The organism is Aquimarina sediminis, from assembly GCF_002895435.1.
Classification (GTDB): domain Bacteria; phylum Bacteroidota; class Bacteroidia; order Flavobacteriales; family Flavobacteriaceae; genus Aquimarina; species Aquimarina sediminis.
Genome location: NZ_POYJ01000003.1, coordinates 132420 through 155540, shown reverse-complemented (window position 1 = coordinate 155540; position 23121 = coordinate 132420). Strand labels below are relative to the sequence as shown.

General features: G+C 33.3%; 27 protein-coding genes. 21 read left to right on the top strand and 6 right to left on the bottom strand.

From position 1 onward, the window contains the following. The first annotated feature begins 119 nt into the window (after positions 1-119). From pth to C1X07_RS09350, 4 genes are all read left to right on the top strand, one after another. Positions 120-749 (top strand): aminoacyl-tRNA hydrolase, encoded by a 630-nt coding sequence (pth, locus tag C1X07_RS09365; protein ID WP_103069750.1) that lies wholly within the window; start codon positions 120-122, stop codon positions 747-749. A gap of 141 nt (positions 750-890) precedes the next feature. Then, entirely contained in the window at positions 891-1823 is a 933-nt protein-coding gene (locus tag C1X07_RS09360; RefSeq protein ID WP_103069749.1) for a bifunctional riboflavin kinase/FAD synthetase, read from the top strand. After that, positions 1820-3145 (top strand): HTTM domain-containing protein, encoded by a 1326-nt coding sequence (locus C1X07_RS09355; protein ID WP_103069748.1) that lies wholly within the window; start codon positions 1820-1822, stop codon positions 3143-3145. The genes C1X07_RS09360 and C1X07_RS09355 overlap by 4 nt, the downstream gene beginning before the upstream one ends. A 268-nt stretch (positions 3146-3413) precedes the next feature. Beyond that, positions 3414-5333 carry a histidine kinase gene (locus C1X07_RS09350; RefSeq protein WP_103069747.1) on the top strand — a complete coding sequence of 640 codons (1920 nt, stop codon included), beginning with the start codon at positions 3414-3416 and terminating at the stop codon, positions 5331-5333. A gap of 4 nt (positions 5334-5337) precedes the next feature. Here C1X07_RS09350 and C1X07_RS25005 read toward each other — a convergent pair whose 3' ends face one another. Then, positions 5338-5511: a hypothetical protein gene (locus tag C1X07_RS25005; protein WP_164914129.1), complete on the bottom strand. Its 174-nt coding sequence runs from the start codon at positions 5509-5511 to the stop codon at positions 5338-5340. A gap of 70 nt (positions 5512-5581) precedes the next feature. Further along, positions 5582-6262 carry a DUF2293 domain-containing protein gene (locus tag C1X07_RS09345; protein WP_103069746.1) on the bottom strand — a complete coding sequence of 227 codons (681 nt, stop codon included), beginning with the start codon at positions 6260-6262 and terminating at the stop codon, positions 5582-5584. A gap of 322 nt (positions 6263-6584) precedes the next feature. Here C1X07_RS09345 and serS point away from each other — a divergent pair, with 322 nt between their 5' ends. The 5 genes from serS (at position 6585) to mgtE (ending at position 12402) form a co-directional block, all read left to right on the top strand. Further along, positions 6585-7856 (top strand): serine--tRNA ligase, encoded by a 1272-nt coding sequence (gene serS, locus C1X07_RS09340; RefSeq protein WP_103069745.1) that lies wholly within the window; start codon positions 6585-6587, stop codon positions 7854-7856. 58 nt (positions 7857-7914) lie between these two features. Continuing rightward, the gene (locus C1X07_RS09335) at positions 7915-9702 is read left to right on the top strand and encodes a tetratricopeptide repeat protein (protein ID WP_103069744.1); all 1788 of its coding nucleotides are present in this window, start codon (positions 7915-7917) and stop codon (positions 9700-9702) included. A 95-nt stretch (positions 9703-9797) separates the two neighbouring features. Continuing rightward, positions 9798-10112, top strand: coding sequence for a DUF4286 family protein (locus C1X07_RS09330; RefSeq protein ID WP_103069743.1), 315 nt, complete (start codon positions 9798-9800; stop codon positions 10110-10112). Beyond that, positions 10105-10974, top strand: a complete 870-nt coding sequence (gene rsmA, locus C1X07_RS09325; RefSeq protein WP_103069742.1) for a 16S rRNA (adenine(1518)-N(6)/adenine(1519)-N(6))-dimethyltransferase RsmA — start codon at positions 10105-10107, stop codon at positions 10972-10974. Before C1X07_RS09330 ends, rsmA begins: the two co-directional genes overlap by 8 nt. Positions 10975-11052: 78 nt before the next feature. Beyond that, positions 11053-12402 (top strand): magnesium transporter, encoded by a 1350-nt coding sequence (mgtE, locus tag C1X07_RS09320; protein ID WP_103069741.1) that lies wholly within the window; start codon positions 11053-11055, stop codon positions 12400-12402. 131 nt (positions 12403-12533) lie between these two features. Here the strand turns inward: mgtE and C1X07_RS09315 are convergent, their stop codons facing one another. Next, complete coding sequence (locus C1X07_RS09315) at positions 12534-12713, bottom strand: hypothetical protein (protein ID WP_103069740.1); 180 nt, start codon at positions 12711-12713, stop codon at positions 12534-12536. A 178-nt stretch (positions 12714-12891) separates the two neighbouring features. Between C1X07_RS09315 and C1X07_RS09310 the strand changes: the two genes are divergently transcribed. The 7 genes from C1X07_RS09310 (at position 12892) to C1X07_RS09280 (ending at position 17030) form a co-directional block, all read left to right on the top strand. Then, the gene (locus tag C1X07_RS09310) at positions 12892-13287 is read left to right on the top strand and encodes an acyl-CoA thioesterase (RefSeq protein ID WP_103069739.1); all 396 of its coding nucleotides are present in this window, start codon (positions 12892-12894) and stop codon (positions 13285-13287) included. A 217-nt stretch (positions 13288-13504) separates the two neighbouring features. Next, a complete protein-coding gene (locus C1X07_RS09305) occupies positions 13505-14446 on the top strand; it encodes a 2-hydroxyacid dehydrogenase (RefSeq protein WP_103069738.1) in 942 nt (313 codons plus the stop codon). Then, positions 14440-15060 carry an HD domain-containing protein gene (locus C1X07_RS09300; RefSeq protein ID WP_103069737.1) on the top strand — a complete coding sequence of 207 codons (621 nt, stop codon included), beginning with the start codon at positions 14440-14442 and terminating at the stop codon, positions 15058-15060. Before C1X07_RS09305 ends, C1X07_RS09300 begins: the two co-directional genes overlap by 7 nt. A 25-nt stretch (positions 15061-15085) precedes the next feature. Further along, entirely contained in the window at positions 15086-15502 is a 417-nt protein-coding gene (locus tag C1X07_RS25440) for a response regulator transcription factor (protein WP_103069736.1), read from the top strand. A 101-nt stretch (positions 15503-15603) separates the two neighbouring features. After that, positions 15604-16116, top strand: coding sequence for a DUF4199 domain-containing protein (locus C1X07_RS09290; RefSeq protein WP_103069735.1), 513 nt, complete (start codon positions 15604-15606; stop codon positions 16114-16116). A 28-nt stretch (positions 16117-16144) separates the two neighbouring features. Then, positions 16145-16603, top strand: a complete 459-nt coding sequence (locus tag C1X07_RS09285; protein ID WP_103069734.1) for a DUF1801 domain-containing protein — start codon at positions 16145-16147, stop codon at positions 16601-16603. 43 nt (positions 16604-16646) lie between these two features. Next, positions 16647-17030 (top strand): VOC family protein, encoded by a 384-nt coding sequence (locus tag C1X07_RS09280; protein ID WP_103069733.1) that lies wholly within the window; start codon positions 16647-16649, stop codon positions 17028-17030. 72 nt (positions 17031-17102) lie between these two features. Here the strand turns inward: C1X07_RS09280 and C1X07_RS09275 are convergent, their stop codons facing one another. Next, positions 17103-17444: a DUF805 domain-containing protein gene (locus C1X07_RS09275; protein WP_103069732.1), complete on the bottom strand. Its 342-nt coding sequence runs from the start codon at positions 17442-17444 to the stop codon at positions 17103-17105. 183 nt (positions 17445-17627) lie between these two features. On the opposite strand from C1X07_RS09275, the gene C1X07_RS09270 reads away from it, so the two are divergent. The 5 genes from C1X07_RS09270 to C1X07_RS09250 all read left to right on the top strand — a co-directional run bounded on the left by C1X07_RS09270 (position 17628) and on the right by C1X07_RS09250 (position 19849). Further along, entirely contained in the window at positions 17628-17999 is a 372-nt protein-coding gene (locus C1X07_RS09270; protein ID WP_103069731.1) for an NINE protein, read from the top strand. An 82-nt stretch (positions 18000-18081) separates the two neighbouring features. Continuing rightward, positions 18082-18405, top strand: a complete 324-nt coding sequence (locus C1X07_RS09265; protein WP_103069730.1) for an ArsR/SmtB family transcription factor — start codon at positions 18082-18084, stop codon at positions 18403-18405. Positions 18406-18425: 20 nt separating this feature from the next. Further along, on the top strand, positions 18426-18905 hold the full coding sequence (locus C1X07_RS09260; RefSeq protein ID WP_103070003.1) for a DUF6428 family protein: 480 nt from the start codon (positions 18426-18428) through the stop codon (positions 18903-18905). Positions 18906-18908: 3 nt separating this feature from the next. Beyond that, positions 18909-19406 carry a GNAT family N-acetyltransferase gene (locus tag C1X07_RS09255; RefSeq protein ID WP_103069729.1) on the top strand — a complete coding sequence of 166 codons (498 nt, stop codon included), beginning with the start codon at positions 18909-18911 and terminating at the stop codon, positions 19404-19406. 14 nt (positions 19407-19420) lie between these two features. Continuing rightward, positions 19421-19849 (top strand): arsenate reductase ArsC, encoded by a 429-nt coding sequence (locus C1X07_RS09250; protein WP_103069728.1) that lies wholly within the window; start codon positions 19421-19423, stop codon positions 19847-19849. Between the two features lie 94 nt (positions 19850-19943). On the opposite strand, the gene C1X07_RS09245 is transcribed toward C1X07_RS09250, so the two are convergent. Beyond that, positions 19944-21155: a mechanosensitive ion channel family protein gene (locus tag C1X07_RS09245; protein WP_103069727.1), complete on the bottom strand. Its 1212-nt coding sequence runs from the start codon at positions 21153-21155 to the stop codon at positions 19944-19946. Positions 21156-21276: 121 nt separating this feature from the next. Further along, positions 21277-23085: a GNAT family N-acyltransferase gene (locus tag C1X07_RS09240; protein ID WP_103069726.1), complete on the bottom strand. Its 1809-nt coding sequence runs from the start codon at positions 23083-23085 to the stop codon at positions 21277-21279. Positions 23086-23121 lie beyond the last annotated feature (36 nt).

Here is a 23121-nt window from a genome sequence, read left to right as displayed (position 1 = left end):
AAAGCATTCTGAAATAGTAATCAGAATGCTTTTTTTTTATTTTTACATAAATTTAAAAAACACCTTGATTATAGCAGAGGTTGGACTACCTATTATAGTATTTTATAAAAATAACCTATATGCTTTCTGTCTTCAGAAAATTATTTTCAAAACAAAAAGTAGAAGAAACTCAAGAAGAGCTCATGAAAAAATTTCTTGTTGCCGGTCTAGGTAATATCGGTCCCAAATACCACAATACCCGTCATAATATCGGTTTTAGGGTTTTGGATTCTCTTGCCAAAGAAGAATCTCTTTCTTTTGAAACTAAAAAATTAGGCGACCTCACTACATACAAGCACAAAGGAAGAACAATTCTACTACTCAAACCAAACACCTATATGAACCTTAGTGGAAAAGCCATTAGGTATTGGTTAGAAAAGGAAAAAGTACCATTAGAAAATCTTTTGGTTATTACAGATGACATTAATCTTCCTTTCGGAACTATCAGGCTTAAAACCAAAGGAAGTGCTGGTGGTCATAATGGTCTTAAAGATATCGAAGCTCAATTAAACACATCAAAATATAGTAGATTTAGATTTGGAGTTGGTGATAAATTCAATAAAGGAAGGCAGGTAGACTATGTATTAGGAGAATGGAATGATGATGAAGAAAGAACGATGCCAGAACGCATAGAAAAAGGAGTAGCTCTTATCAAATCTTTTGCAACAGCAGGAATCGCCAATACAATGAATACCTTTAACGGAAAATAAAGAAATGTATCCAAACAATTTTTTATTTTTACAATTGCTTTAAATTTTGCTTCTAGAAACGAGTTATAATAACCGAATCAATGCTAATTACAACATTTATTGGCAAACTTCATCTGACAATTAAAAATAAATAAAAAGCAGATGAAACGCTATACAGACGCCAAAACATACGATAACAAAACACCATCTGTAGTTACTATAGGTACTTTTGATGGCGTACATATTGGTCATAAAAAAATTATTGAACGCCTTATTGAAAGTGCTGAAAGAAACGGGTTAGAATCAGTGATTCTTACATTTTTTCCGCACCCTAGAATGGTGTTGCAACAAGATTCTGAAATTAAACTCATCAATACCATTGATGAACGGATACAAATTTTAGAAAAAACAGGGCTTTCTTCCCTGATAATCCATCCTTTTACTAAAGAATTTTCCCGACTTACGGCAGAGGAATATGTAGAACAAATGTTGGTTGATCACCTTAATGTACGACATGTTATAATAGGATACGATCACCGTTTTGGTCGTAATCGCAACTCTAATATCACCGACCTAGCTTCTTATGGCATACAAAATGATTTTACCGTAGAAGAAATTTCTAAACAAGATATTGATGATGTTGCAGTAAGCTCTACAAAAATAAGAAAAGCTTTATCCGAGGGGAATATTATCAAAGCCAATGCATATCTTGGATATGAATTTATGTTAACCGGAAAAGTAATAAAAGGGAAAGAGTTAGGCAGAAAATTAAATTACCCAACTGCCAACTTACACATCAAAGAAGAGTATAAACTTATTCCAAAAAATGGGGTGTATGTGATACAGTCTAAAATTGATGACCGAACCTATTTTGGAATGATGAATATCGGCACAAACCCTACGGTTAATGGCACAAACCAGTCTATAGAAGCTCATTTTTTTGACGCATCTTTTAATTTATACGACAAAAAGATCCAAATCAAAATGCTAAAACGCATCAGAGATGAGAAAAAATTTGACTCTCTTGAGCAATTACAAGATGCCATGCAACAAGACGAAGATTTCTCTCGTGAATACATAAATTCTCTAGTATGATTAATCGTTGGTTATTTACCCATATAGACAATAGCCCTCTTATTGTTTTTAGAGTTTTTTTTGGATTTTTAATTGCCGCAGAAGCTATAGGCGCCATTTTTACAGGATGGGTTACCAGAGTTCTTGTAGAACCAAAATTTACTTTTAATTTTATCGGTCTTGATTTTTTGCAACCCCTACCGGGTAATGGAATGTATTTCTACTTTGCCATTATGGGAACCCTAGGATTACTAATAATGGTAGGGTTTAAATACCGCTGGAGCATGATTGGATATACTGTGATGTGGGCAGGAGTATATTTTATGCAAAAATCATCTTATAATAACCACTATTACCTCCTCTTATTATTATGTATAATAATGAGCGCGCTACCAGCAGGAAATTATTTTTCGATAGATGTAAAAAGAAATCCATTGCTTAAAGAAATTTCTATGCCCAGATGGTGCATACTACTTATTATTGCTCAACTCTGGATAGTCTACACCTATGCATCTGTAGCAAAATTTTATCCAGATTGGTTAGATTATACAGTAGCAAAAAATCTCATGGCTGGTAGAGCACATTATCCTTTTGTAGGAGATATTCTTCAAGGGCATTGGGCGCATGTAACTGTTACCTATTTTGGGATTTTATTTGACCTCCTTATCGTACCTCTTTTACTATGGAAAAGAACACGGTTCGCAGCATTTTGTATTAGTATATTTTTCCATCTTTTTAACTCTATAGTTTTTCAAATAGGAATATTCCCTTACCTATCGCTCGCCTTTAGTGTGTTTTTCTTTTCTAAAGAAAGAATTCATCATCTATTTATGAAAAAGAAAGAATTCTATACCAAAAATGAACTCATCCTACCTTCATATCACAAATTACTATTCCCTGCACTAGTAGTATGGCTTTCTATACAGATAGTACTACCTATTCGTCATTGGATCATTCCTGGAGATGTTCTATGGACAGAAGAAGGACATAGACTGAGTTGGCGCATGATGCTTAGAGGCAGATCTGGCAACACTAATTTCTATATTGTTGACAATAATGATCCTAAAGCTCAACGAAAAATAATAAACAAAAAAGACTACCTCTCCAAAAAGCAAATTCGACTAGTTTCCTCAAGACCAGATGGAATATGGCAATTTGCGCAACATCTTAAACAACAATACTCAACTAACGGAAAAGATATTGCTGTGTATGTAAAAAGCAGAGTATCTGTTAATGGGGAAAAATACAAAACACTTATCGACCCCGAAGTTGATCTCGCAAGTGTACCCTGGAATTACTTTACTACCAATCCCTGGGTGATCAAATATGAAAAAACAGAGTAATACAACTCTTTTAAAAGTTTCAAAAAGTTATTTTAACTGATACCAGTTCGTATTTGCTATGCTCAAAAAATTATCAAATGAGAATTATCATGTATTGTTTTTGTATAAACAAGAATAAAATACAGGAATTTTTACTAATCTATAGTATTTCATTGTAAAACCTTATGTAGTTTTGTATGGTTTAAAATCAAGGGAATACGATTTCAACATGAATTACACATTGTAATTCACACCTATACATGACTTTGGTCTCATCAAAATTATCAAAATGCATCGATATTTAACGAAAGGAATTTTTAGCATACTCATATTGTCCACAATCATGTTGTATAGTCAGGATAATAGAGAAACTATTTCATATTCTGCTTTTGGTATTACACCCAACACTGTACCACTGAGTTTATATAGAAAACTTAAGAATAGCCCTGATGCTAATACCACTTTACAGCTTATTGAAAAAATCGCCCAAATTCATACACTTGCCGGCAATACTGATTCAATAACCTACTACGGAGAACTTTTAAAATCAGAAACCCTTAAAGAAAATGTAGCAGACAAACAATTGTATCTTTCTAAAGCCAATAATATTATTGGTTGGGGAAAACTTAAAAATGGGCTCTTTGATGGCGCTATGAAGCACTTTCTTGAAGGGATCTCTAATTCTTCTATTACAGAAATGCATATGATGCACTATAAGCATCAACTAGGACTGGGAGTAGTATATTTGGAACAAAAAGAATATGATACTGCATTACCGATTTTTGAATCTTGTGTTACAGAATCTTTGGATATCGAAACGGTTATTCTTGCCAAAAAATTTTTAGGAGATATCTATCTAGACCAACAAGATACAGAAAAAGCCACATCGTATTATTTGGACGTTCTTAAAAACATACCCACCGATGTCCCCAACAAAATTAATATGGAGGTACAGATCAACCTTGGCATAATAGAGCTTTTTCATGATCGAACTATAAAAGCAATGGAGTATTTTGTACCCGTAAAAGAAAAAGCTCAAGAAAACCATTTTTATGACTTATACATTGATGCTGTATACCAAATTGGAAGAGTGTATTTTAAATTAGAACAATATGATGCCGCAGAAATAATACTAAACACTGCATATATCAATGCAGTACAATGGAATAGATTAGAGCTACAAAGAAAAGTAATCCAAATGCTCAAAAATCTATATGCCTCTAGAAAAAAATATAAAAATGCCTATGCATTAATGACCCAATATGTAGACATTACTCAACAGATTAACACAAAACAAAACAAAAAAATTGTAAAGGAGCTAGAAGTAAAATACCAAACACTTGAAAAAGAAAAAGAAATACTATCCCTTAAAGAAGAGCAAATTATAAAAGAAAGTGAGCTTCAAAGGCAACGCACGATAAAGAAAGCTTTTTTGATAGGTTTTCTCGTTGTACTCCTGCCAATAATTGGTCTTCTGGTTTTGTATTTTCAAAAACTAAAAACTCAAGTGGCTTTAAACAAATCTCAGGAAGAAGTAAATACACAAAAAGTATACGGTCTAATGAAAGACCAGGAGTTAAACTTGATCAAAGCAACTATGGATGGTCAGGACAAAGAAAGACAGCGTCTTGCTCGCGAACTACACGATAGTGTTGGAGGTAATCTAGCTAGTATAAAATTACAACTTTCTAATACAGACAAAACCGATCAACAACAGATTAATATCATTAAACAGGTAGATGAAACCTACAATCAGGTAAGGGATTTTTCACATAACCTCATCCCAAAAAAATTTCAGAAAAACCCAATAACTCCTTTAGTAAAAGAGTATATTAATAATGTAACCAATGGTAGCGATCAACAGATATCATTTCACCCTTATCCCGAAAATGAGGTTGATCAAATTAGCCCAGCCCTTACTGAAGAACTGTTTAAAATCATACAGGAGTTATTGACCAATTGCCTAAAACATGCAAAAGCGCAAAATATCGACATCTACCTCAATCATCATAATGACTCTCTACAATTGCTTTTTGAAGATGACGGAGTAGGTTTTGAGACAAGCAAAGCCGTCGAAGGAATCGGTTTTAAAAATATAAAAGCCCGCTTAAAATCTTTATCCGGAGAAATGTTTGTCGACTCTGCTCTTAATCGAGGCACGGTTATAAGCATAGATATACCTATGCAAGAAACAACCATTAAGGAATAATCGCTTAAGAAGAGGTGCACTCTTTTGAATTATTTGCATCTGAAGCCTTTTTCATAATAGCTTTTAATCGCTCGGCACGTTGTAATTTTTCTTTTCGTAACTTATCTTTCTTACGTTTCATTAATTTGGCATGTTTTGCCTTATTCTGCGTATTTTTTTCCTTTCCTTTTTTTGCCATTGCTATATTATAAATAGATTCTTAGATCATATAGGAATCATCGTATAATTTTGGATCTACTAACACAAAGTTAACCAATCCGTCCACTCCACTTTTTTAATATGTGGTTTATATCATATTTCACCTCTGATCTAATCTCTCTTTTACCTTTTCCTTGTCCAAAACGAGTATCATAATCTGTTTCTGCATGTCTTATATGTGCCTCTACAGCCAAATCAATCATTTTTGCATCAAACTGTTTGGCATTGGCAGTACGCCCCACTCTACCGCTGTATTTTTCGCAGGCATGTTTTGCAATATCAAACTCTCTATCTCTAGGGCAATTAGGGTACCTCCTTCTTATTGCTTTGGCAAATTCAATCTTATACTCTCTATCTTTTATCTCCCGAACAATAGCCGCTTTCTTATTTTTTACATCTCGTGCAGCCTGATCTTTTTCACACTCCAACCGAGCTTTTTCAATCGCGCTTTCTTCGACTAGCTGTCCCTGTCGTTCAAACCGTTTTCTACGTTGATTCCATGCTAACACAATTGCACAAAGAGTTGAGTGTTTTTTTGATCGCCGGGTCATTGCTGCATTTCCAGGAGGTAACATTACGTATCCCACAAAAGGAGAACAGCTAAAACATGTACCCTTATGACCCTCGCTTTCAGCGACATAAGACTTCCCTTTAGGAATTCGCTTCCCACAGGTTATACATTTAAGCTTTTCTTTTTTGGTAAGAAAGATATTTTGAGCCGTTGCTGCCACTTTTATGTTTTTTGAAAAAGCAAAAATACTCGTTATCGTATTACTATAAAATTAAAAAAACAGATTCTAAGAACACAAACTACTGCTAAGGCTTTATAGCGTAGACAATGACTTTTTCATATTCTTCAAAAATCATAAGTAATTTTCTTAAAATTCGCTATAGAACTATACATACAAACCTCACTTTTCTTTACATTTGTTTCCTCAATACAATTAGGGATAACAATGACATCATTTTTCTTGATCTTCCAGAACTTTTAGAAAGGGATTCGAGATCAAAAAAATATAACAAATACCCCTGAAACCACACAAAAAAGATATCATGTTAGTAGTACAAAACATCATAGCAAACAAAGAAGCATATATAAAGGCTTTGGCAAAACGTAATTTTGACGGTGCTCCTGTTTTAGAAAAAGTAATTGCCCTCGATGAAGATCGTCGTGCCACCCAAGCTAAACTAGATAACACTCTGGCTGATTCTAATAAATTCTCTAAAGAAATAGGGATGTTGTTTAAAAATGGTGAACAACAAAAAGCAAACTTGCTAAAGGAGAAAACTGCACAGCTTAAAGAAAATTCTAAACAGCTATCAACAGAACTTGGTGACATCCAGGAAAAGCTGATAGAAGTATTATATACCATCCCCAATATCCCTCATGATTCTGTTCCTAATGGGCAGAGTGACGAGGATAACGAAGAAATCTTTCGTGAAGGTGATATTCCTACTTTGGATACAGATGCTTTACCACACTGGGAACTTGCCAAAAAATATGACATTATCGATTTTGAGTTGGGTGTAAAAATAACTGGCGCAGGATTCCCTGTATATAAAGGAAAAGGAGCACGATTACAACGTGCCTTGATCAACTACTTTTTGGATAAAAATACAGAAGCAGGGTATAAAGAATTTCAGGTTCCACATTTAGTAAACGAAACTTCTGGTTATGGTACTGGACAGCTACCAGATAAAGAAGGACAGATGTATCATGTAACTGGTGATGATCTTTATCTAATACCAACAGCCGAGGTTCCTGTAACTAATATGTTTAGAGATGAATTGGTTACAGAAAATGAACTCCCAATTTGTTGTACAGGATACACTCCCTGTTTTAGAAGAGAGGCTGGTTCTTATGGTGCTCATGTGCGTGGATTAAATCGCCTACATCAGTTTGATAAAGTAGAGATTGTGCGTGTCGAAAAACCTGAAAACTCATATCAAGCTCTTGATGGCATGGTAGAACATGTAAAAGATATTCTTAGAGATCTTAAATTACCCTACCGTATTTTACGTCTTTGTGGTGGCGACATAGGATTTACCTCTGCATTAACATTTGATTTTGAGGTTTTCTCTACAGCGCAAGACCGCTGGCTGGAGATAAGCTCTGTATCAAACTTCGAATCTTACCAAGCGAATCGCCTTAAGCTACGTTTTAAAGATACTAATGGAAAAAACCAACTAGCGCATACGCTAAATGGTAGCTCATTAGCACTGCCAAGAGTTCTTGCTGGTATTTTAGAAAATTATCAAACCCCAAAAGGAATTAAAATTCCTGATGTACTAGTTCCTTACTGTGGCTTTGAATACATAGATTAAGGAATCCATAACACACTACTAAGGCGCATTTTGCTATATTTACAAAAAACTTGCAAAAATGCGCTTTATCTTTTTATATATTGCTTTGTTATTTACTTTTTCGACTATTGCGCAGTCGGAGCAGCTAGCCAAAAATTATATACAACAAGGACAATATGAAAAAGCACTTTCTGTCTACAAAAAGCTATATACCAAAAATCCAAATCGAATTAACTATTTACTAGGTTTGGTAGAATCACACCAACAACTGGAACAATTTGGCAAAGCAGAAAATATTTTAAAAGAGAGAGCAGAAAGAGCTCCAAATAACGCACAGATTCTTGTAGAATTAGGACATCACTACGATCTTCAGGGAAAAACAGAACAAGCACGTTTATATTACGACAAAGCAATTGAAACATATAACTCTAATAGTGTAAATCATGCTTATACATTAGCTCAGACCTTTGAAAAATATAGCTTATTAGATGAAGCTGCGATAATCTACGAAAAAGGAATGAAAGATAACCCTGGTGCTAACTTTAATGTACAGTTAGCCAAAATCTATGGAGAACAGGGAAAGCTAGAAAAAATGTACGATAGCTACTTGGCATTATTACAATTACAACCAAATTATATTAGCGTAGTACAACGTAATTTTGGTGATTACATAACCGATGACCCCACAAACGAAGCTAATATTATTTTCAGAAAATTATTGATAAAAAAACTTCAGCAAAATCCTAATATCTTGTACAATGAAATGCTTAGCTGGCTCTTTGTACAACAAAAAGAATTCAAAAAGGCATTTATCCAAGAAAAAGCCATTTACAAACGAAAACAAGAAGGTCCTGAAGGCATAATTGATTTGGCTCGAATAGCTATTTCTGAAAAAGACATCAAATCAGCAACAGAGATTCTCAACTATATTCTCGAAACGACAGCATCAAAAGATATGAAGCTTACTGCCCACAAAATTATCTTGAAAGCAAGGGTAGATAATGCTAACAAAAAAGAATACAAAACTATCGTAGAGCAATATAATACTGTGTTTAATGAATACGGAAAATCAAGAGAAACCATTAGTTTACAAATTGATTATTCTCACTTTCTTGCATTTAATCAAGATAAAAAACAAGAAGCAATTAGCTTCTTAAAAGATATACTCGATAGAGAACGCTTATCTCGTTTTCAATCCTCTCGAATAAAGATGAAAATTGCTGATATTTTAGTTTTGGATCAAAAATTTAACCAGGCTTTGATATACTATACACAAGTACAGAATGCGCTAAAAAACAATTTTCTGGCTCAGGATGCAAGGTTTAAAGTTGCCAAAACAAGCTATTACAAAGGTGACTTTGCCTGGGCTCAAACACAACTAGATGTACTTAAATCCTCTACATCACAATTAATCGCCAATGATGCAATGGAGTTAAGCCTGATTATAAGTGACAATTCTCAAGAGGATTCTACACAAACAGCCTTAAAGATTTTTGCTAAAGCCGATTTACTAGGATTTCAGAACAAAAATCAAGAAGCTATTACGATGTACGAAAGAATTCTAACACAGCACAAAGGTGAAAAAATAGAAGATGAAGCTTTTTTAAGACAAGCAAAACTACTTGAAAAAGAAAAACAGTATGAAAGAGCCAAAGTCAACTATCTAAAAATCATTGAATTTTATAACGATGATATCCTTGTAGACGATGCTTACTATTGGTTAGCAGAATTATATGTAAACGAACTAGGGGAACCCAAAAAGGCTAAAGAATTATATGAAAAGATAATTTTTAATCATGCAGATAGTATTTTCTTTGTTGAAGCCCGAAAAAAATTCAGGGCTCTTCGTGGAGATGCTATAAATTAAACAGTTACTAATACTACTTAGTTTATTACCTTTGCCGACTAAATAATTTTAGATATAAATTCTGCTTCTTACTATCACAAAAACCGTAGATCGCAATGTACATATATAATGTAACTATAAATATTGAAGAAACTATTCATGATGAATGGCTAAATTGGATGAATGAAGAACATATCCCTGATATGCTAGCCACAGGAAAGTTTAGCAAAGCATTAATGACCAAGGTATTGATAGAAGAAGAAATGGGCGGTATAACCTATTCTGTGCAGTACACTACTAATAGTAAAGAGACTTTACAAAAATATTATGATCAAGATGCTGATCAACTTAGAGCAAAATCCAATCGCTTTGCAGGTAAATTTGTGGCATTCAGAACCGAACTTGAAATTGTAAGTGAACAGAATGGCTAAATCTCAAAAACATAAAAAAAACGCTAACCATTCTCATCATTCAGAAAAAACTGCTGTAAAAGCAAAGAAACATCTAGGGCAACATTTTCTTAAAGATGAAAACATTGCTAAAAAAATTGGAGATACTCTTACTGTAAATGGTTACAAAAACGTAATTGAAATTGGTCCAGGAATGGGAGTTCTCACGAAGTATATCCTTCAAAAAAATGTTGATTTGATAGCCATGGATCTCGATAGTGAATCTATTGATTACCTAAACACTAACTTTCAACTTGAACATAATGAGGTTTTAAGAGGAAATACTACATTTCGAGTCCTGGAAGCAGATTTTCTTAAATTTGATTTAAACACTCTCTTCCCCCAACAAGAATTTGCCATAACAGGTAATTTCCCATACAATATATCTACTCAAATTGTTTTTAAAACATTAGAGCACAAAGATCGAATACCAGAATTCACAGGGATGTTTCAAAAAGAAGTGGCTCAGCGTATCTGTGAAAAATCCGGAAGCAAAACCTATGGTATTCTCTCGGTACTTACACAAGCATTTTATGACGCTGAATACCTATTCACGGTACCTCCCGAGGTTTTTAATCCACCACCCAAGGTTGATAGTGGTGTTCTAAGATTAATTCGAAAAAAGGAAACCACACTTCCTTGTGATGAAAAATTGTTTTTTAGGGTTGTAAAAACCTCCTTTGGACAACGGCGAAAAACATTAAGAAATAGTCTTAAAACTTTTGATTTAAATGAAGAAATCAGAGCGTTAGAAATTCTATCAAAACGCCCCGAACAATTATCTGTAGATCAATTTATAGAACTTACTGAATTAATAGAAAAATCAACAGAAAAAGGGATTTAACACAGTCGTAAAGCTCAATTAAATTCTTTGGTTATCTTTGTGGGCGTTTGCGCAAGGGATCACTAAATCAATAGGCATATGCAATTTCAGGTATCAAATGAGTTTATCCAACAGATAAAACACCTTATTAAATCAGAAGGTGACACTAGTCTTCAGGATATGCTTAGCGAAATACATTTTGCCGATGTTGCCGAAATCATTAGTGAACTCAACCTATCTGAGGCGACATACCTTATCAAATTACTGGATAGCGAAAAAACCTCTGAGGCTCTAATGGAGTTGGAAGAAGATTTTCGTGAACGTATTTTGGAAAATCTTTCGGTCAAAGAAATTGCTGAAGAGCTAGAGGAGATGGACAGTGATGATGCAGCGGATGTTGTAGCTGAGCTTCCTAATGATCGTGCAGAAAAAGTAATTGCCGAAATTGAAGATGAAAAACGTGCCGAGGAGATCAAAGAGTTACTTTCTTATGATGAAGATACTGCAGGTGGTCTTATGGCAAAAGAATTGGTAAAGGTAAAAGAGACCTGGACAGTAGCAGGCTGTGTTAGAGAAATGAGACGCCAGGCAGAAAATGTAACTCGTGTCCACTCAATTTATGTTGTTGATAAACAAGGAAAATTAAAAGGACGCTTATCATTAAAAGATTTGCTAACAGCTCCGGCAAAAACCCATATTAGTGACGTATACATCCCTAATGTAGATTATGTAGACGTAGATACAGAAGGTGAAGAAGTAGCACGTGTAATGCAAAAATATGATCTGGAAGCTATTCCCGTTGTTGATCACGAAGGCATATTAGTAGGTCGTGTTACCATTGATGATATCGTTGACTTTATAAAAGATGAAGCCGAAAAAGACTATCAATTAGCAGCAGGTATCTCACAAGATGTAGAGGCAGATGACAATATATGGGAGCTTACCCGAGCTCGTTTACCCTGGTTAATTTTAGGACTTTTTGGAGGACTGGGAAGTGTATTTATAATGGAAGGCTATGAAGAAGCTCTAGCAAAATATAAAGAACTCTTTTTCTTTACGCCTCTTATTGCAGCCATGGCAGGAAATGTTGGCGTTCAATCCTCTGCTATTATTGTACAAGGTCTAGCAAACGATGTTGTAAAAGGAAGCCTTTTTAACCGATTACTTAAAGAAATAAGCCTTAGCCTAATTAGTGGAGTAACATTAGGGATTCTAGTAATAATCTTTGGTTTTTTTAATGGTATGGAATTTCTATTTAGCTTTACTATAGCTATCTCTATGCTTTTTGTTATTATAGTAGCTGCACTAATCGGCACTTTTGTACCTATAATACTTGATAAAAGAGGAATTGACCCTGCAATTGCTACAGGTCCTTTTATTACCACGAGTAATGATATTTTTGGAATCTTTTTGTTTTTCTCTATTGCTAAACTTATTTTAAGTTTTTAGAGTAAATAATTATACTGCCGTCTTGAGCGCAATCCAAAGACATTGGCATAAATACTTATGAGTTTTGACTACGCTCAATATGACAGAATACACTAAAAAATTGTTTGATAGCTAAACATCTTCAAAACAATTTAGCAATCATGTACTTGAGGACACGCAAAGTAATCTTCACAATACTTTGGTCCTGTCACTGCTCCACTACAAGAGCAACCACATAGGGAAAGATCTACTCCCGCTTGTCCTTTAATTTTACTTTGATTTTCTCTAGAAAGCACATTTGCCCCTTTGATTTTTGAAAGATTCATTTTCATGTAATTATAATTTAAAGGTTAATAGTTTTAAAATTATAATTATTTTTACTTGTAAAGAACAACTTTAACCTTTTTAAGATTTTTTTTAGACAATCTAGCTCTAAAACTACAACTTATTGACTACAACTAATTTATCAGTAATTTAGTTGATTTTTTCACCTAGCAAATAACAAAACCTATGAAGCCTGAAATTTTCGAATATCATTTTTCAGTTCCAAAATCGGCTATAGATGATATGAACCACGTGAATAATGTAGTATACCTACAATGGGTGCAAGATATTGCAAAAAAGCATTGGCAATCAAAAACAAATGAGGACATAAGAAATAAATATGTATGGGTAGTACTTAATCATTACATAGAGTACCACTACCCTTCTTATGAAAATGACGAGATCACTATTCAAACATGGATCGATGGGCACAAAGGAGTACGCAGTGAGCGCCATACCAAAATCATAAACACAACTATACAAAAAGTACTTGTTTCTGCAAAAACTAATTGGTGTCTTCTAAATAAAGAGACATTCAAACCAACTAGAATTACAGATGAAATAAGCGCATTATTTTTTTAAAATTTTGCTAGTAAATTCAAAATAGCGCAATTTCAGAATAAATATTTGTTTCACCCCTTTAAGGTTTTTTATAATCCTACCTCTATTTCTTAAAACATAGATTATAACAAGATTTTTCTATTTTCAAGTTAAATACTCTTAAAAACATCTCGATATCTCCCAAAGACACAGGTACCTAATCTTTTATTAGTTAATTTTGAAATTCAATATAATAAATATGAAAATACTTCACCTAGATACTAATCATCCTTTACTCCTTAATCAATTACAACAATTAGGCTTTCAGAATGATGAGGATTACACTACTAATAAAAAAGAGGTTGAATCCAAGATACATAATTATGATGGCATCATCATACGTAGTCGTTTTGCAATTGACAAAGCATTTCTTGCCAAAGCCAAAAACCTAAAATTCATTGGCAGAGTCGGTGCCGGATTAGAAAATATTGACATCCAATATGCAGAAACTTCTGGGATTAAACTATTTAATGCTCCAGAAGGTAACCGCAATGCTGTAGGAGAGCATGCATTAGGAATGATTTTATCACTCTTCAACAAATTGAATATTGGTGATCAGAGTGTTCGAAATGGGCAGTGGCTTCGAGAAGAACATCGTGGGATTGAACTCGATGGTAAAACTGTAGGGATAATCGGATACGGAAATATGGGAAGAGCCTTTGCCAAAAAACTTAGAGGTTTTGCTGTAGAAGTTATTTGCTATGATATAAAAAAAGATGTAGAAAACATTGATGCCACACAAGTAGAACTCGATGAGCTTTTTGAAAAAACTGACATATTAAGTCTTCATACACCCGAAACTCCACAAACTATAGGTATGATTAATTCAAAATTTATCAATAAGTTTAAAAAACCATTTTGGTTAATCAATACTGCCCGCGGAAAAAGTGTGGTTACATCTGACCTGGTCAAAGCAATTAATGACAAAAAGATTCTAGGTGCAGGTTTAGACGTCTTAGAATATGAAAAATCCTCTTTCGAAAATTTATTTACATCAGAAAAAGGTATCCCTGAAGCATTAGCAGCATTACTTAAAATGGATACAGTAATAGTAAGTCCTCATGTAGCAGGATGGACCATCGAATCCAAAGAAAAATTAGCGCAAACCATTGTAGATAAAATTAAATCAGAGTTTTGTTAAAAAATATTTTCACTTCTTTAATAACCAAATACACAAATGATCAAGAGGTATTGGAGTTACTATGGGTAGATATTTCCAAAACTCATAGCCAGAAAAACAGGCACTACCATAATCTATCTCATTTAGAAAATCTATTCCAAAATTTAATTATGGTTCAGGATAAAATTAAAGATTGGGATATAGTACTATTTGCTCTTTTTTATCACGATTATGTCTATAATGCACGCAAACAAAATAACGAGGAAAAAAGTGCTCAAAAAGCAGTAGAGGTATTAAACTCCTTATCCATTGATAAAAATCGTGTTGCCCTTTGTTCTGATATAATACTGGCTACTAAGGGGCATCATATTTCTGAGAATCAGGATGTAAATTATTTTACTGATGCCGATCTTTCTATATTAGGAAGTGATTGGAAATACTATGAAGCATATTTCAAAAATGTAAGAAAAGAATATAAATACTATCCAGATTTTATATATAATAATGGTCGTATTAAGGTATTAAATCACTTTATCGATATGCCAGCTATATTTAAAACCAATTATTTCAATCAAAACTTAGAAGTTAAAGCCAAAAGAAACCTTCAACAAGAAATCGATTTACTTTCTAAATAAATTTCAGTTTTATTACATTTATAGAGTGAGGAAAACCATTTTTATTTTTGCTGCTCTAGTAATTGCAATATTAGCTCTTTTTCAGCTAAGCAAATACAGTATCATAGCTGGAGATTCATCTATAGAAACTGTAATCGCTATCATCGCTATAGTGTTTTTTATAATTGGAGTAATCATAAACAAGAGAGTCCTACATTCGAAGAAAGCCTCACTTCCTGAAATAGATCATCAAAAAATCAAAGTATTAGGGCTAAGCAAACGCGAATATGAGGTTTTATGTCAGGTTGCTATAGGCCTATCAAATAAAGAGATAGCAGAAAAGCTTTTTGTTTCAGAAAGTACTATAAAAACTCATGTTTCTAGTGTATTGGTTAAACTAGATGCCAAACGACGTACCCAAGCCATACAAATCGCAAAAGAACTACAAATCATACCACATTAGTATGATTTTTAGCTAAATCCTTCAAATTTCATACTTTAGTATGAGTGATTTTTTATGATTCGGATCTAGTTTTGGATTATATCTTTAAATAATTATATCATATGAAAAACACAATTTTGCGTTACGGAATTTATAGTGCTATTAGCATATGCTTACTTGCACTTCTGAGCTGGTTTCTTGGAAAAAAACTAGATTACTCTATTCAAGAGATAATAGGATATGCAGGCATTATAGTATCTCTTCTTTTTGTTTTCTTTGGGATAAAACACTATAGAGATAAAGAAAATAATGGGCTGGTTTCTTTTGGAAAAGCTTTTTTGATTGGAATACTAATTACCCTATTTGCCTCACTAGCCTTTGGACTACTGGATATTGTTTATAACAAACTTATTAATCCAGATTTTGTATCAGAATACTATGCCCATTATGCCGAAAAAATGAAGTCTTCTCTTCCTCCTTCAGAGTTTCAGATTAAACTAAAAGAGCTAGAGGCTCAAAAAGAATTGTTTTCTAATGCATATATGAGTTTTCTACTTATGGCTGTAACCGTATTTATCATTGGATTTATAATTTCTCTAATTTCGGCATTCATATTACAACGTAAACCTGAGTGAATATAATAACAAAACATATTCTTTAACAATGCAATATGACGCCAAAACACCCGATGAATACATAAATGCAATTCCTAAGGAAAGACAAGAAGTAATGGGCATTCTTAGAAAAGTAATAAAAGACAACCTTCCAAAAGGGTTTTCTGAAGAAATTAGCTATGGCATGATCGGATATGTTGTACCTCATAGTATCTATCCCGATGGCTATCACTGTGACTCTAAACTACCGCTACCTTTTATGAATATTGCTTCGCAAAAGAATTTCATCGCCGTTTATCATAGTGGTATTTATGCAGACAAAACATTAATGGATTGGTTTGTTACTGAATACCCTAAGCATGTTAAAACAAAACTTGACATGGGCAAAAGTTGTATACGATTCAAAAAAATAGAGCAAATACCTATGGAGCTTATTGGGCAGTTAGCAACAAAAATGACTCCAAAAAAATGGATAGAAATTTATGAATCTAATGTAAAAAAGAAATAGAGGTTTTACACAACCATTAATAGTATATATAACAATATAATTTATGAAACGAGTAACTGGAATTGGAGGTGTGTTTTTTAAAACTACAGATCCACAAAAAACAAAAGATTGGTACAGAGACCACCTCGGGTTTAACACGGATGAGTACGGATGCACATTCTGGTGGAAAGACAAAGAAGGTAATGATTGTTCAACTCAGTGGAGTCCTTTTAAAGATGACACAAAGTATTTTACTCCCAGCAAAAAGGATTTTATGATGAATTTTAGGGTAGAAAACCTCACCAAACTTTTGGAAGTTCTTAAAAAGGAAGGGGTGACTGTTATAGACAAAATAGAAGAATATGAATATGGTAAATTTGGATGGATTATAGATCCCGAAGGTAATAAAATAGAACTTTGGGAACCAATTGATAAAGCTTTCTTGTAAAACACATGAATTAAGATCAATAAAAAAGGTTGGCATATGCCAACCTTTTTTGTATTGTAATAAAGTTCTTCTCTATTCTGAAGCACCAGCTTTTGGATCAGGACCATATTGGTTATCACCTTTTGTTCCTTCAGTAAATGCAAGAATTAAATTGTAGATCGGTATTAGCATGTACCACCAATCCTTATCTACATCATGCATTCTGCGCACAGCAACTGCAATACTAGGTATGAGTGTTGCCAAGAAATAAATACCACCAAGTGTTGCCAAAAGACCAATCTCTAAAACTGTCCCAAGAATAACCAGTCCATACATAATAACAGTATTAAACAAAACAAACATCCAATACTCCTTACGCCTGGCTCTTCCCGAAAATCCTACGTAGTTCTTTAAAGCTTTTAAGTACCAATTCATATAGGTTTATTTATTAGTTAGTATTCTCAAATATAACGATAAATATGATTGATTAAAAGCGAGTTATTGCATAGAGATTTTGCGTACCGAAAACAATATGATTAATATTCTTACTCATCTTTCAATCTTTAATTGATATTTTTTCGTAATTTTCTCCAAACTAATAATCATTTTTCAACAACTATGAGTCAAGAAGAAAATAACTTAGGAGACGATATAAAAAAAGGAGTAGAAAATGCAGCCGACGCTGCAAAAGATTTTGCCGAAGAAGCTAAGGAAGCTGCAAGTGATTTTGCTGAAGAAGCTAAAGAAATTGTTAGCTCTACCGAAAACAAAAAAATGCTAGCGGGTATCCTAGGGATCTTATTAGGAGGTTTTGGGATACATAAGTTTATGTTAGGATACACTAAAGAAGGTATAATACAAATTGTTATAACTTTTGTTACTTGTGGTATTGGTTCATTTATTGGTTTAATTGAAGGTATTATCTACCTTACTAAATCAGATGATGAATTCTATCAAACTTATCAAGTCGGTAAAAAGCCTTGGTTCTAGATTAATAAAAAAATCAGAATTCAAAATTCTGATTTTTTTATTAATCTTATTATCGTAATATTGCAATATTATAATAACAGGTATGGGAATAACCAAAACACAAATATTTGATCAGCAACAAAATGAGTTGGCTCAGTTTTTTAAAATACTAGGGCATCCGGCACGTATTGCTATTCTTCAATATATCAGCAAACAAGATACTTGCATCTGCAATGACCTTGTAGAAGAGATAGGATTAGCTCAGGCAACAATATCCCAGCACCTTAAAGAACTCAAAAGCATTGGATTGCTAAAAGGGGAAATAGAAGGTAAAAGCATATGTTACTGTATCGATATTGATCGATGGAATGTTTTACAAAAAAACCTTAACTCATTTTTCAACAACACCAAAATGAACTGTTGTTAATTAATACAATTTTAAAATCTATGAATACATCAGACTTTATATCACTATTAGCAGAACATCAGGATAAATCCTTATTATTTGAATACGCTCCCGGGATGTTAGCAGGAACCAACTACCATATTACCGAAGTAAAACATATCACGGTAGATGCAGTAGATTGTGGTGCTGGTACCGACTTTTGGAAAGAAACTATAATTCAGCTTTGGGAAAGTCCAAAGGAGCTAGGAAAAACAGATTATATGAGCACCTATAAAGCCCTGGGGATACTAAGAAAAGTGGGGACGATGAAAGCATATGAAATGGATGCCGTAGTAAAAATAGAATATGGCAATTCAATGTTTCATACTGCTCAATTACATATCGCTGATTTTGAAATTAAAGAAAAGCAATTGATCATGAAATTAACTGTAAACCCTACCGATTGTAAAGCAAAAGAGGTTTGTGGTATTCCAGAAACAAATGAAACAAACACCTGTGCTCCGGGTAGCGGCTGCTGTTAATGAATGGATAAAACAATACAAATAACACATTTTACAGAAAAAGACTGGCCATACATATCTGCTATTTACCAGGAAGGGATCGATACAGAAAAAGCCACTTTTGAAACAAAAGTTCCAACCTGGGATACATTTAACAATTCGCATATAAAATTATGCAGAATTAAAGCTATTATTAATGAGGCTATAGTAGGTTGGGCAGCTCTATCACCTGCCTCAAAAAGAGAAGTATATAAGGGTGTTGCCGAAATTAGCATTTATATAACATCAAAATATAGAGGTTTTGGTATAGGAAAACTACTTTTATCCCAATTGATTAAAGAAAGTGAAAACAATGGATTCTGGACATTACAAGCAGGTATATTTAGTAGTAACAAAGCTAGCATAGAGCTACATAAACATTTAGGTTTTAGAGAAATAGGATATAGAGAAAAAATTGCACGATTAAACAACAACTGGTATGACAATACCATATTAGAACGTAGAAGTAAAAAAATAATATAACCACACACCACATTATGAACATTTTAGTACTATGCACAGGTAATTCTTGCCGAAGTCAAATGGCAGAAGGATATTTGAAGTATTTTGTAAAAGACAATGCTATTGTCTACAGTGCAGGAGTTGAAACACATGGGGTAAACCCAAAAGCAATTGCAATCATGCAAGAAGACGGCATTGATATCTCAAGCCATACTTCTAATAACTTGGATGAATACATAGATATTAAATTTGAATATATCATCACTGTATGTGACAATGCCAAAGAAAGGTGCCCTTTTTTCCCCGGCAAAGCAAAGCGCCTACACTACAACTTCTTTGACCCTTCAAAAGTAGAAGGTACAAATGAAGAGATTCATGCCGCATTCGCAAAAACAAGAAATCAAATTAAAGAATATTGCAAAGACTTTGTAGAGAAAAATATATCTCATCAAACACAGATTTAATGATTTTATAGATTCCAGAGTAAACTCTAATACTCTGGAATCTTTTTATTTATTTACAGTCTTTAAATCATTTCTTAAAGTTATCTATAATACCTTACTTTTCTACTTTAAAACCAGGTTTTACATAATTCTCTGGGATATTCTCTGGTGGTACCGTTAACACACTGCCATCTCGAATAGCCTGATAATGGGGGGATAATATTTCGATTCCTGCATTATGAAGTTCATTCTTTAAATTCTCATGCAACATTGAATAAATTATGGCAGATTTTTCGGGATTTTTGGTATATGCGTTGATTTCATAGTTTACATAAAAATCATCCAGGCTTTTAATCAGGACAAATGGCAGGGGGTCTTTCAAAATCAAATCTGTTTTTTTTGCACCTTCTATCAATGCTTTCAATACACTATTGCTAGAAACATCATACCCAATAGTAACCGAAGTATGCAAAATAATCCCAACATCATCAATAGCGTTTTTACTAAAATTAACAATATGATTTCCCAGAATAGAAGAATTAGGAATTGTAATATCCAAATTCTTAATTGTTTTTACCCTTGTTACCAATAGGCTTCGATCTGTAATATCACCTATCGTCTCTCCAATCTGAACACGATCTCCTACTTTAAACGGTCTCATATAAGTTATTACAATACCAGCTACGATATTAGAAATTGCTGATGTAGAGCCTAATGAAAATAGTACCCCAAAGAAAATAGAAACACCTTTAAAAGCAGGAGAATCGGAACCTGGGATATAGGGGAAAATTATAATCACTGCAAAAGCAATTATAATAACCCTTAGAAGATTAAAAGTTGGTCTTGCCCAATCTGCATGAAATCCATCTAACCTAACCGCTTCTTGTTCTAATTCACTAGTAACATATTTTAAAAATCGTAACAAATATTTAGTGATAAAGAAAATTACAATAATAAAGAACAAATTAGGAATAAAACCAATAAGCCCATCATAGAGAAACAATAAAGGTTTTTTTATATACCCCAAAACAGTATCTGCATATACTTTGGTCTGAGGAACCAGACTAAACATAAAGGGGAGATACAAAATCAAAAAAGTAATACTGATCGTTATTCTAAATAATCGAATTATTACTTTTAGAATATGACGTTCTCTTCTAGGAGTGATAAATCTAAAAAACTGAATTGCTTTATTACTGCTAAAAAAAATATTCGTCTCCAGAGTACTAGCTTTTTTTTGAAGCCATCTAAAAACTCTTCGTATTAAGTAAAAAAAGAGAATAATTCCGACAAGAGCAATCGCAAAATATATGTATTCAACAACCATAACTTAATTAATTAAAGTCTTTTTAAAAACACTTCTTAAGTTACTTTAATTTTTGTTTTTTAAGAATAAAAACAAAAAAAAATTTAAAACCTATAACTTGATATTACATGAGAATGTAGATTTACTTATCCCCATTTTTAAAGTACTTCTGTTCTAACTCTGCCTGAAATTCTTCCATTACAGGTTTTACGGTACTTTCAGGAAGATCAGCTATGCGAATATACATCAAGCCATCAACAGCATTATTAAATAACGGATCTACATTAAACGCCACTACTTTAGCATTTTGCTTAATATATTTTTTAATCAAAACGGGTATACGTAGACTTCCTGGCTCTACTTCATCAATAATTTTATCAAATTTGTTGAGATCACTTTTACTTTCATCAAACACAAAATCTTTATCCGCATCTTTTAGTTTTACCTTAAATTCTTTCTTCGGTCTAACATATTGAGCAACATAAGGATCATAATAATGAGATTTCATAAACTCTATCATTAATGATTTAGTAAAATTGCTAAACTTATTACTGATACTAACTCCACCAATTAAGTATTTATGATCAGGAAATCTAAGAGTACAATGAACTATTCCTTTCCAAAGTAAAAACAATGGCATAGGACGTTGCTGATATTCTTTAATAATAAAAGCTCTACCCATCTCTATGGATTCGCTCATCATTTTATGTAATTCTGGTTCAAATCTAAATAAATCCTGAAGGTAAAACCCATCTACACCCCTACTTGCATATATCTCTGAGCCCATACCCATACGATATGCTCCTACCATTTTTTTTGCTCCATTATCCCACAAAAACATATGATGATAATACTCATCAAAAGGATCCAAGTCTAATGAATTATTAGTTCCTTCTCCTATTTCTCTGAAGGTAATCTCCCGTAATCTTCCTATTTCATGAACTACATTGGGAATATGCTTTTTCTTGGCAAGAAAAACCTCGTAATTTTTACTGATTAATAATCGCTTGTCATTTTCTCTACAATACTGCAATTCGGTCTCTATTGCATTGATATTTCCTTCTAGAGCTATTTCTTTTGGAGACTTTGGTAATTTTAAATTTTGTGGAATTGATTCTCTCAAGGTTTTTTTCTCGAAAGGATTAGCTAACATATACGTTTTCTTTCTCAAAAAATTGGTAAAATCCTCAAGGTTTGTATATTCTTCCTGATCTTTTACAGAAACCGGATTACCAATTCGCACTTTAATTACTCTGTTTTCCTGAGAAAAAAGTTCACTTGGTAATTTAGCAGTTCTCAAAGTATCGCTTATAGACGCAAGACGATAAAACAATCTACTGTTACGAGCATGAAAATATATCGGTATTACAGGCACCTTTGCTTTTTGAACTAACCGCATTGCGCTGGGTGACCATGGTCTATCAACATAATTCTGCCCTTCCTTAATAGTGGATACTTCTCCTGCCGGAAAAATACCCAGAGGTTTCCCGTCCTTAAGATGTAATATCGCGTTTTTAAGCCCTTTGAGGCTAGATTTCACATCTTTTCTTTCTTCAAAAGGGTTTACCGGCATCACATACGGCTCTATAGGCTTAAAACTATGTAGCAAAAAGTTTGCTATAATTTTATAATCTGATCGATGATTTAGCATTAATTTCAGCAACAATCCCCCATCAATACCACCGAGAGGATGATTTGACAAAGTAATAAAAGCACCATCTTTTGGCAAGCGTTTTAAATCCTCTTCGGGGATTTCAAACTTAACACCATATAGATCCAGAGTAGTACTGATATACTCTACTCCTTCTAAATGGCTAAGTTTATCATACTGTCTATTTATTTTTGAAATTCTGGTAACTTTTAAGATCAACCAACCCATAAAGGTGCCGATAAAACCAAATTTATCCAGTTTGAGCCCGGTGGCTACTTCTCTTGCTGTGACTATGGGCATTAATTATAATTTGTGCTAGCATACAAATATAGCAAA